The organism is Steroidobacter sp., from assembly GCF_016790065.1.
Classification (GTDB): Bacteria; Pseudomonadota; Gammaproteobacteria; order Steroidobacterales; family Steroidobacteraceae; genus Steroidobacter.
The window spans coordinates 1-11053 of record NZ_JAEUPY010000180.1 but is presented as its reverse complement, the minus strand read 5'-3'; the positions used below and the strand labels follow the sequence as shown (position 1 = coordinate 11053).

The 11053-nt window shown below is 62.0% G+C and carries 8 protein-coding genes; 4 read left to right on the top strand and 4 right to left on the bottom strand.

Going from position 1 to position 11053, the window contains the following annotated elements; all coding sequences use genetic code 11:
* From JNL55_RS08000 to JNL55_RS07990, 3 genes are all read right to left on the bottom strand, one after another.
* Positions 1-2358 (bottom strand): ATP-binding protein (locus tag JNL55_RS08000; protein ID WP_293851711.1); only part of this gene is annotated, 2358 nt, incomplete at its 3' end.
* Between the two features lie 105 nt (positions 2359-2463).
* A complete protein-coding gene (locus tag JNL55_RS07995; RefSeq protein ID WP_293851708.1) occupies positions 2464-3756 on the bottom strand; it encodes a serine hydrolase domain-containing protein in 1293 nt (430 codons plus the stop codon).
* 8 nt (positions 3757-3764) lie between these two features.
* Positions 3765-5156: a GntP family permease gene (locus JNL55_RS07990; protein ID WP_293851705.1), complete on the bottom strand. Its 1392-nt coding sequence runs from the start codon at positions 5154-5156 to the stop codon at positions 3765-3767.
* A gap of 57 nt (positions 5157-5213) precedes the next feature.
* Here JNL55_RS07990 and JNL55_RS07985 point away from each other — a divergent pair, with 57 nt between their 5' ends.
* Positions 5214-6539 carry a metal-dependent hydrolase gene (locus tag JNL55_RS07985; protein ID WP_293851702.1) on the top strand — a complete coding sequence of 442 codons (1326 nt, stop codon included), beginning with the start codon at positions 5214-5216 and terminating at the stop codon, positions 6537-6539.
* Between the two features lie 9 nt (positions 6540-6548).
* Here JNL55_RS07985 and JNL55_RS07980 read toward each other — a convergent pair whose 3' ends face one another.
* Positions 6549-6938, bottom strand: coding sequence for a hypothetical protein (locus JNL55_RS07980; protein WP_293851699.1), 390 nt, complete (start codon positions 6936-6938; stop codon positions 6549-6551).
* A gap of 263 nt (positions 6939-7201) precedes the next feature.
* On the opposite strand from JNL55_RS07980, the gene JNL55_RS07975 reads away from it, so the two are divergent.
* The 3 genes from JNL55_RS07975 to JNL55_RS07965 form a co-directional block, all read left to right on the top strand.
* Positions 7202-7681, top strand: a complete 480-nt coding sequence (locus JNL55_RS07975) for a c-type cytochrome (RefSeq protein ID WP_293851696.1) — start codon at positions 7202-7204, stop codon at positions 7679-7681.
* Between the two features lie 410 nt (positions 7682-8091).
* On the top strand, positions 8092-8592 hold the full coding sequence (locus tag JNL55_RS07970) for a hypothetical protein (RefSeq protein ID WP_293851693.1): 501 nt from the start codon (positions 8092-8094) through the stop codon (positions 8590-8592).
* A 43-nt stretch (positions 8593-8635) separates the two neighbouring features.
* Positions 8636-11053: beta strand repeat-containing protein (locus JNL55_RS07965; RefSeq protein WP_293851691.1), on the top strand; the 2418-nt coding region annotated here is incomplete at its 3' end.

The window sequence follows — 11053 nt, the reverse complement described above, 5'->3', positions numbered from 1 at the left end:
TCCGTCGACGGCCTGCAAGGATCGATAGCCCATTTCCGTGAGCAGGTCGACCACCAAGTCGCGCACCACTTGCTCATCCTCGACCACCAGCACCACTTCTTCGCGCGCACTCGGCTGCAACGCGACTGGCACCGGCAACGGCTCTTGTGCCGCCTCGTGCTCGCCGTGATACCGCGGCAAGTACAACCGCACTGAAGTGCCTTTGCCGACTTCGGATTGAATCTTGGCGTAGCCGCCCGACTGCCGCGTGAAGCCGTAAATCATGGACAAGCCCAGCCCGGTGCCTTGTCCGATGGGCTTGGTGGTGAAAAACGGATCGAATGCCCGGCTCATCACTTCCGGCGGCATGCCGACGCCGGTGTCCGTGACATAGATGGCAATGTAATCGCCGGGCACCACGTCACGCAGCTTGGCCTCATGAGCGTCGGTCAACTGAGTATTGGTGATTTCGATGCTGAGCTTGCCGCCGTTGGGCATGGCATCGCGAGCATTGATGGTCAGATTCAACAGCGCGCTTTCCAGTTGGTTCTGGTCGCAGCGAGTCAACCACAACGCCTCGGCTTCGACGAACTCCAGAGCAATGGCCTCGCCCAACGTTCGTCGCAACAGTTCCTCCATGCCGAGGATCAACCGATTCACATGCACCGGCCGCGGATCGAGCGCTTGCCGTCGCGAGAACGCCAGTAGTCGATGCGTCAAAGCGGCCGCGCGATTTGCAGCCGTCATCGCCGCCGACACGTAAGCGTTCACATCGATCTGCTGACCGCGCGCCAGCTTTCTTTGCATCATGTCCAGCGAGCCGATGATGCCGGTCAACAGATTGTTGAAGTCGTGCGCGATGCCGCCGGTGAGCTGACCGACCGCTTCCATCTTCTGCGACTGACGCAACGATTCTTCCGCTTCCGACAAACGCTGCTGATCGCGGACGCGCTCGGTCACATCCTGTGCATATTGGAATGCACCGATGACGCGACCCTCGGGATCGCGCAGCGACGTATAAGTGATCTCGTATTGGCGCATCCCGTCGCCCTCGCTGGGCGCGGTAGGTTCGATCAATGTGAACTCTTCGCCAGCCAGCGCGCGACTCCAACGACTACCGGACATCGCCAGCTGCTCGCGTTCGGTCTTCATCAGTTCCAGCAGGCTTGCACCCACTGACGGCCGCACGCCGATACGGCGTTCGAAACGTTCGGTATACGCTTTGTTCATCGCCAGGAAGCGATAGTCGTTACCGACGGCTGCAACCAGCGCCGTTACCGAATCCAGCAAGTCGCCCCACAGTTTGCGCTGAGCGACGGCGTCCTCGACTCGCTGTTCCAGCGTCGCATTGAGCTGTCGCAAAGCATTCTCGGCACGCGCTCGTTCGACAGCTTCCCAAGTCCGCTCCGCAGTCTCGCGCGTCAGTGCCACTTCATCGTCGGTCCAACGGCGCGGTTCGGCTTGATGTACATACAGCACGCCGACCAAGCGTCCGCCTTTGATCAGCGGCACCGTGATTCCGGAGCGCGAGCCGATGGCGCGATAGATATCTTTAGCGCCCTCTTCATCGGTCAACGGATCGTTGAATGCATCTTCGAGCCGCACCGTGCGACCGGCTTGCAGCTCACGAACCAGCACGGTGCCGAAATCATGCAGCCGATGCCGGCCAGCCAGACTCGGCATGCCGGGCACGGTCCAGTCGCAGACCACCACACCGGTCTTGCCGGACTCCTCGATTTCGCCGTAACCGACGCGCCCCGCACTCAACTGCCGGCCGACCATCTCGGCCGCGGTCAACATGATTTCCGAGGCATCGCCCAAGCTGCGCAGCTTGTCGCTCAACCCCAGCTGGAACGCCAGCTGGCGCTCGGCCCGCACCTTCTTGGTGGTCTCCATGCACAGGACCATGACGCCGCCGACGTTGTGCTCGGCGCCGGCGTCGTCGATGGGGCTGAAGCTGTAGGTCCAGAAAATTTCTTCGCGCTTACCGAAGCGCGGAATCATCACGAGATGATCTTCGGCCCAGGTGGCGCCGGCGCCGGACATCACCCGCTCGATTTGCGGGCCCATCACCGACCAGGTTGCCGCCCATACCTCGCGCAGCGGTGCGCCGAGCATCTCCGGATGCCGCTCCGGCCCGAGCGAGCCGCGATAAGCGTCGTTGTAGAAGCAAAGCAGTTCCGGCCCCCAGAAAATACAGGCCGGATGATGAGTGGTGAGCAAGATACGCAACGCGGTCCGCAACGCCTGCGGCCAGTTTCCTGGCGCACCCAGCGAAGTGCGATGCCAGTCGAAACCCCGAATCAGCTCGCCAAGCTCACCGCCGCCACTCAAGAAGTCGGCAGATCCATCTACGCGAATGACAGGGGACGTACTCACCAGCCGGAGGGTGCCGCCTCCACGGGCCGTGGTCAACGCGAAAACAGCGCTTTCGGGATTGCGATTTTCCGTGACTTAAAACATTCGCTGCGATGGCGCAGAATGTCACTGCAGCGCTTGATAGACCAGGTTACGCAACAGCGAGCGGTAGTGGGTGCGCAGCTGCATGTCCGCCACCTGGAGCATCATCACTACTACCAATTTTTCTTGCGGATCCACCCAGAAATAGGGCCCGGTGGCGCCGCCCCAGAAATAATCGCCCACCGAGCCGGGCACCATGCTGCGGCCGGCTTCCTGGCGCACACCCACTCCCAGCCCGTAGCCTTGACCGTACTGAGGCAGGGGCGCCGTCAGTCCCAGCTCCTGAGTGAATGCGCCGTAGCTCACGCCCGGCGGCAAATGATTGCTGGTCATCAGCTCCACACTCTTGCGCGATAACACACGGACGCCGTCGAGCTCGCCGCCGTTGAGCAACATCTGGCAAAAGCGAGCGTAGTCCTCAGCCGTCGACAACAAGCCGCCACCGCCCGAAAACCATTGCGGCGGCTTGGCCGGGTTGTAGCCAATGACCAACGGCGGCGCGCCCGGCGCGACCTGCGGTTGGGCCAGCCGGGTTGTTTGCTGCGAGTCCAGCAGGAACGCGGTGTTCTGCATGCCCAACGGTTTGGCGATGCGCTCGACGATGAAGCGGTTCAGATCCACGCCACCGCGCACTTCGATGACGCGACCGATCACGTCGTTGGACATTCCATACTCGAACGCCGAGCCCGGTTGAAAGGCCAGCGGCAATTGCGCCAGCTTGTCGATCAGCTGCTCATTGGTTTGCTGATCGTTCATGGTGTCGGCGGCCCGATAGGCCCGCTGCACCAACGAGTCGCCGAAGATGCCGTAGGTCATGCCCGAGGTATGACGCATCAGATCCTGCACCGTCACTTCGCGACGCGCCGGCTCGAGCGCCAAGCGCCGCTCGCCGCTGCCTTCTTTGACTTCGACGCCGACCTGCAGCTGTTTCAATTGCGGCAAATAGACGGACACCGGATCCATCAGCTGCAGCTTGCCTTCTTCGACCAGCATCAACGCGGCCACCATGGTGACCGGCTTGGTCAACGAGGCGACCCGAAATATCGAATCGGCCCGCATGCTGCTGTTGGCGGCGCGATCCTGGAAGCCGAAGGTTTGGAGATAAGCGACCTTGCCGTCGCGCGCGATCAGTACCACCGCGCCCGGAATCTTGCCGCTCGACACATCGGCGTTGAACGCATCGGTCACTCGTTGCAAGCGCTGCGAGGCCAAACCGACCGCTTCGGGTTTAGCTGCTTTCGGCAAAGGCGCGGCGAGCGCGGCACCGGTCATGGCCATGGTGACAACTCCGGCCAGTACACGAGACAGTTTGTTCATCGCATATCTCAAACGATGCCAGTGGCGTAGTACACGGCAATGACGAAAAACACCGCCAGGGTCTTGACGCAAGTGATGGCGAAAATGTCTTTGTACGATTGCCGGTGCGTCAGTCCGGTGACGGCCAGCAAGGTGATGACGGCGCCGTTATGAGGCAACGTGTCCATGCCGCCACTGGCCATCGCTGCTACTCGATGCAGGACTTCCGGCGGAATGTTTGCAGCCTGCGCCGCGGCCAAGAAGTGTTCTGACATCGCAGCCAGCGCGATGCTGAGTCCACCTGACGCTGAACCCGTGACACCAGCGAGCGTCGTCACTGTGATGGCCTCATTCACCAGCGGATCGGGAATGGACATCAACGCATTCCGAATGATCAGAAAGCCAGGCAACGCTGCGATCACCGCGCCGAAGCCATACTCGGATGCCGTGTTCATCGCTGCCAGCAACGCGCCACCCACCGCGGTCTTGGTGCCTTCGGCGAACTTGGTTATCACCGGCCGGAACGCGAACACGAGCACGGTCAGGATACCCATCAGCAACGCGCCCATTACCGCCCAAATTGCAACCACGCTGGACAGCTGCATCACCAACGGCTGCGCGAGCCCTTCCAGCTGCGTTTCAATCGTGGGCTCGTAGAACCGAGGAATGAGGCGCGTGAAAATCAGATTGGCGATGCCGACGACCAGTAGCGGCAGAATGGCGAGCAACGGATGAACGGAGCTGCCACTCGCGAGCTGCTCTGGCTCGTTGCTGTGACCGACGCCATAACCTTCGCCCGCTTGCACAGCCTGTCGCCGCCGCCACTCCAGGTACAGCAGGCCGCAAGTAAGAATGAATGCGCCACCGATGACACCTAACAACGGCGCTGCCCAAGTGTTGGTGCCAAAGAACGTGGTGGGAATGATGTTCTGAATCTGCGGCGTGCCGGGCAGCGCATCCATAGTAAAGGTGAAGGCGCCCAAGGCGATGGTGCCGGGGATGAGTCGTTTCGGAATATCCCCGCGACGAAACATCTCGGCGGCGAACGGATACACCGCGAACACCACCACGAACAGCGAAACGCCGCCGTAAGTCAGCAGCGCACACACCAGCACGATGGACAGGATGGCGCGTTCCTGACCGACCAGCCTGATCACTGCCGCAGCGATGGATTGCGAGAAGCCCGACAGCTCGATCAATTTGCCGAACACCGCACCCAGCAGGAACACCGGGAAGTACAGCTTCAGGAAGCCGACCATGCGCTCCATGAACAGCCCGGTGAACACCGAAGGCACCGCCGCCGGATCGGTGAGCAGCACCGCCAGCAAGGCCGCTAAAGGCGCGAACAGGATGACGCTGTAACCGCGATACGCGGCCAGCATGAGCAACACCAATGCGAGCAGGACTATGGCGAAAGTCATGAATGTCCTCGCGGCACACCACGACTGTGTGACCGCTGCCCCCGACGGATCGACTCGATGGAATTAATTCATCAGGTGATGATTTTCAGCCAGCTTGCCTTGCCCGGGCAGGGCCTGTCAACCGATACCAGCTACACTGGGCGGATGGACAACGTCACGCACACCATCATCGGCGCATTGGTCGGCGAGGTTGCCGCCCGAGTGGCGCCACGCAGCCGAAGCGCGCTGCCGGCGCCGACTCGCCGCAATCTGTGCGTGACCTTGGCGGCCATCGGCAGCAACTTGCCGGACAGCGATCTGTTGTATTCGTTCTTCGGCGGCAAGCTGAATTACCTGCTGCATCATCGCGGCCATACCCATACTGTGTTGATAGCACTGGCACTTGGCGTTGCGGTCTTGGCCATCGCTCGCTGGTGGCTACGCAAGCGCAATCTGCAAGCCTCGTCGCAGGACTACGCAGTGCTCGCAGCGGTGTTGCTGTTCACACCGTTGCTTCACATCGCCATGGACTTCACCAACAACTACGGCGTGCATCCGTTCTGGCCGCTGGACAATCGTTGGTTCTATGGCGATACGGTGTTCATCATCGAACCGCTGTTCTGGGCCGCCTGCGCGCCGCTCGCGTTTGTGTTCAAAACACATATCGCCCGCTTCGCCGTTCTATTGCTGATGGTCGCAGCCATCGCGCTGTGTTTCTTCAGCGGCATGGTGCCGCAAGTGTTAGCGGTGGCGTATGCATTGTTGGTCGCGGGGATGTTGCTGATCGGTCAGCGCGCGTCGACCAACATCGCGCTCGCGGCCAGCGTGACGGTTTGGTTGGGAGCGACTGCGATGTTCGCGATCACGGCTCACACAGCGAGAGCGCGCATCGATGCGATCGCTGCTCAACAGTTCCCCGGCGGCACGTTGCTCGATCGCATCGTGACACCGATGCCGGTCAATCCGACGTGCTGGGAAGTCATGGTGCTACAGAAAGAAGCAGACAATGCCGTCCTGCGCAGAGCCATGCTGGCGCTGTCGCCCGCTTGGCTGACGGCGGATCAATGCCTCAGCCGCAGCCTCGATACCCCGATCACCGCGCCACTGGTACCGGTGCCGTCCAACGACAGCGATGCAGTGAAATGGTACGGGCAGATCAGCACGCCGACTGCACGACTCGCGGCGCTCGCTCAGTCCAACTGCGAAGCGGCGGCTGCGTTCCGATTCATTCGGATGCCGTGGCTGGCGACCGTCAAAGAGCAATTGGTGCTGGGCGACCTGCGCTACGACCGCGAACCAGAACTAGGCTTCGCGGAAATCGTCATCGATGCTTCGCCCAGCTGTCCGCTGTTGGTACCGAAGTGGCTCGAGCCCCGGCGGGACCTGCTGGTCCCCCGGAGCTAGCAAGCTTTGCTACTTTCGCTTGGCGGTAAACGTGCCTTCGCCGAACTGGCCGAACACCGCCTTGCCCTTGATGGTGTCGCCCTCGACCGTGCCGGAGTAGTCCAGCTTCAAGTCGGTGCCTTGGATATTGATGACGAAATCAAAGGCCACCGCCGAGCCGTTCACCGAACCGGTGTAATCGACGCTGCCGGCCTGGCCGGTGATGGTGCCTGCCAAAGCGCTGCCGGTCTGGCGCACCGACATGGCTGCATCCTGCGCGCCCATCTGGCTTTCGGTGGTCAGTATCCAGTTACCGGATAAGTCCGCACCTTTAGGTTGCGATGGTTGCGACGGCGTGCCGGCACAAGCTCCGAGCAACAACGCGACACACGCCAGTATCCCGATACGCAGGCTCTTCATCATCCAACCCCGCTGTTATTCAAGTGCCAGTTCGAGCGTCGCAAGCTTAGCTCAGCCATCGGGCTGCGACAGGCCCGCCGGTTACAAGCCAGTCAATAACTGATGAAACTTTTGTCAGGGCCGCGTCGGTGTGGCTCCGAGCGGTGGAAAAGTCAGGATCCTGTAAGGACAATCTGGCTAAGCTCGCGACGCAAGTCCGAAGCGAGCCCAAGCGCTTCTGAAAACTTTTTGTCCTAGCCAATCCGTATAGCCAGGTGTCATCCATGAATCGAGTTCGTTCCGCCCTCGCCGCGGCCGTGCTGATCCCGGCGCTCGCGCTGGTCGCACAGGCCTCCGAGCCCACCACCGTCCCCAGCAACGTCAAAGAGCTGCAGAAAGCCCGTCACGATCACTACCACAAGCTCGGCGACTCCTTCAAAGTGATCCGCGACCAGACCAAGGGCGACAAGCCCGACCTGGCCGCCATCAAGACAGCCGCCAAGGTGGTGAACGACGCCTCCATCAATCAGGAGAAGTGGTTCCCGGCGGGCTCCGGTCCGGAAGCCGGCAAGACCCAGTCGCTGCCCGCCATCTGGAGCAAGCCGGACGAGTTCAAGGCCGCCATCAAGGCCTTCGGCGAAGCGGCTCCCAAGTTGCAGGCGGCCGCCAATAGCGGCGACGTCGGCGCCATCAAGGCCGCCTTCGGCGACACCGGCAAAACTTGCAAAGGCTGCCACGAGAAATTCCGCGCCGAAGAGCACTGAGCCGCGTAATTCATAGCGACCCTTAAACCATGCCCGGGCCGCCCCTACAGCTGCCCGGGCATAGTTTTTTATACCCAACTAGTGGTTCTCTTTACTAGTGACCACCGATGTCACAAATCTGCCGGTTGCTGATGCGACGCCCTCAAGCCGCGGGTAAACTCGTCGCTACTAACAGTCAGAACAGTTGACGCACCAACGTCAACTCATAACAAAAAGCATAAAAAACGTTTGAAGGTGTAGTCAGGCACGCAACCACGAGTGGGGCGGGCCCCTAAGCCATTGCCTGCGGTTCGTGAAACCGACTCCAGTTTTCGTTTGACGCACTGCCCGCCTAGGGATACACCCAGTTAAAACAGTCGTCATTCCGACGAGACTGTGCACATAGCGTTGCACTTTTCGACGGAGCTGAAATGAAACTGTTGGTATCACTGCTGGCCACTGCCGCTGCCCTGCTCGCCCAGAGCACCTTTGCAGCCGAGCCACTCAGCGCCACGCTGGAAGCTCACAAGATCGTCCTGGCCGACGGCAAGGAACAATTGCTGGCCGCCTCGGAAGCCAAGCCGGGCGACGTGCTCGAGTATCGAGCCACATACAAAAACGTTTCTGACAAACCGCTCAAGGCCGTCATGGCGACGCTGCCAGTGCCGGCCACCGGTGTTGAATACCTACTCGGTAGCGCCATTCCCACCGGCGTGCAAGCCAGCCTCGACGGCGCCCAGTTCGCCCCCGCTCCTTTGAAACGCCTGGTCAAGCTGCCTGACGGCAAGCCCCAGCAACAGCTCGTGCCCGCCGCCGAGTATCGCTTCCTGCGTTGGCCGCTGGGCGATCTGCCCGCCGGCGCCAGCAAGGTCGTGACTGCTCGCGTGCGAGTCATCAGCGAGCCGGTGCTGACCACCGGACAGCAGCAGTAAGTCTTAACCGGAATTATTCACAGCCATGTTTTTAGGAAGTGACATGACCAGCTCGATCCGCCAGCACCTGCGCAACCCACGAACGTGGCGAGGCGCGGCACTACTAGGCATCGCCGCCATTGCCGCCACGATTGCCCAGGCCGCTCCGCCCGCCGGCGCGACCATCGGCAACCAGGCATCGGCGACGTATTCGGATGATTCGCAAGTCACGCGCACCGTGACTTCGAACACCGTCATCACCACCGTGCAGCAGGTTGCGAGCTTCACCCTCAGCGCCAACGGCGCCAAGACGGCAACCGCCGGCGGCCAGGTGTTCTATCCGCACACCATTACCAACACCGGTAACGGTGCGGATACGTTCGCACTGACCTCGGGCCAGAGCGGCTCGTTCTCGTTCACCACGATGCAGTACTACGCGGACGCGAACGGCGACGGCGTACCCGACAGCAACACGGCGATCACTTCGTCCGGCCAGGTCGTGGCCGGCGGCGTGTTCAACTTCGTCGCGGTCGGCACGGTGCCGAGCTCGGTGGTGGTCGGTAACACCAACACCTTGACGGTCACCGCCACCAGCGGCTTCAACAACACGGTGTCGCGCGCCAATACGGACGTGACCACGATCACCGCGCAGGGCGTGATCAACGTGACGCACTCGATCGATGTCGCAGTCGGCCCGTCGCCGTCGGTGACTTCGCGCACCTTGACCGTCACCTACACCAACACCGGCAACACCACTGCCACCAACGTGACGTTGGCCGATGTGATTCCTTCGGGCTTTACCTACGTCGCGGGTAGCGGCCGCTGGAGCGCGACTGGCAGCACGGTGCTCACCGATGCGGCCGGCGGCAATCAGAGCGGCCTTACTTATGACTTCGGTTTCACGCAGTCGAATCGCGTCACCGCGGTCATCGACTCGGTGGCCCCGGGCGCCAGCGGCACGCTGACCTTCCAGGTGAATGTGAACTCGGGCTTGCCGGTGGGCTCCAACCCAGCCACCGCGAGCACCGCGACTTATACATACAACGACGGCTCCGGCACGGTGCCGACCGCGAACACCAACACTGCGCAGTACACGGTTCAGCAGACGGCGTCGGTGCAGGTCAACGACTCGACCGTTGCTAGCGCCGCGCAGGGCGGCACCGTGGTGTTCACCAACGGCGTGATCAACACCGGCAACGGCGCGGACACGTTCAACCTCACGTTCGCCAACAACGCGTTCCCGGCCGGCACCACCTTCCAGCTGTTCAAGGCTGACGGTGTCACGCCGGTGATGGACAGCAACGGCGACGGCATTCCCGACACCGGCCCGATGGCTGCCAGCGCCACGCTCAACATCATCGTCAAAGCCACGCTGCCCACCGGCGTGCACGGCGGCCCGTACACCATCGACCTGATCGGTCGCTCGGTGCTCGACTCCACCAAGTCGGATCCCGGCACGGACACGTTGACTGCGATCGGCACCAGCACCGTCGACCTGACCAACAACACGCTTGGCGGTCCTGGCGTCGGCGCCGGTCCTGAAGGCGCGGCAGTGATCACGACTCCGGTGGCCCCGGGCGCCAGCGCGACCGTCACGCTGGTGATTGCGAACAGCAGCGGCCTGGCCGACACATACAATCTGAGCGCGACCACCGACGGCACGCTCGCCACGACCACGTTGCCTGCCGGTTGGAGCATCGTGTTCCGCGACTCGAACGGCAACATCGTCAGCAACACCGGCGTGGTGAACGCCAACAGCAATCGCACCTTCACCGCCACCGTGACTGCACCGGCGAATGCGAGCACTGGCTTCGATGTCTACTTCCGCGCGCTGTCGCCGAGCACCGGCTCGACGGATGCGTTGCATAACGCGATCTCTGTAACCGCGGCTCGCAGCCTGGTCATGTCCCCGAACAACACGGGCCAGACGACCTCGGGCGGCACCGTGACCTACACGCACACCATCGTGAACACCGGCAACGCCACTGAAGGCGACGGCAGCGGCAGCACGGTTGCTTTGTCTGCTACCAGCAGCTCTGGCTTCACCAGCGTCATCTACTGGGACCGTAACAACGACACGGTGCTGGATGCGAACGATCCGATCATCACCAACTTGTCGCAGCTGGTCAGCGGCACCAACGGTGCGAGCACGGCGGCCGGTTTGTCGGCTGGCGAAACGGCGCGACTGTTCGTCAAAGTGACGACTGCTCCGGGCGCGGCCATCGGTTCGACCGATACCACCACGCTGACGGCGACTACTACTGGTGTCATCGGCGGCATCGCGGCTCCGACTGCTGTCTCGGTCACCGACACGACCAGCGTGGTCGCTTCGCAGGTCACTCTCGTGAAGATGCAAGCGCTCGACCAGACTTGCGACGGCATCGCGGACACCGCGTACAGCGCGACCAACATCGGTCTGGGCGCGGCACCGGGCGGTTGTATCCGCTACCAGATCACCGCGACTAACGGTGGCAGCACTGCC

Coding starts and splice junctions, on each gene's coding strand:
- JNL55_RS07995 (WP_293851708.1), bottom strand. CDS start 3,756: ATGAACAAACTGTCTCGTGTACTGGCCGGAGTTGTCACCATGGCCATG.
- JNL55_RS07990 (WP_293851705.1), bottom strand. CDS start 5,156: ATGACTTTCGCCATAGTCCTGCTCGCATTGGTGTTGCTCATGCTGGCC.
- JNL55_RS07985 (WP_293851702.1), top strand. CDS start 5,214: ATGGAATTAATTCATCAGGTGATGATTTTCAGCCAGCTTGCCTTGCCC.
- JNL55_RS07980 (WP_293851699.1), bottom strand. CDS start 6,938: ATGAAGAGCCTGCGTATCGGGATACTGGCGTGTGTCGCGTTGTTGCTC.
- JNL55_RS07975 (WP_293851696.1), top strand. CDS start 7,202: ATGAATCGAGTTCGTTCCGCCCTCGCCGCGGCCGTGCTGATCCCGGCG.
- JNL55_RS07970 (WP_293851693.1), top strand. CDS start 8,092: ATGAAACTGTTGGTATCACTGCTGGCCACTGCCGCTGCCCTGCTCGCC.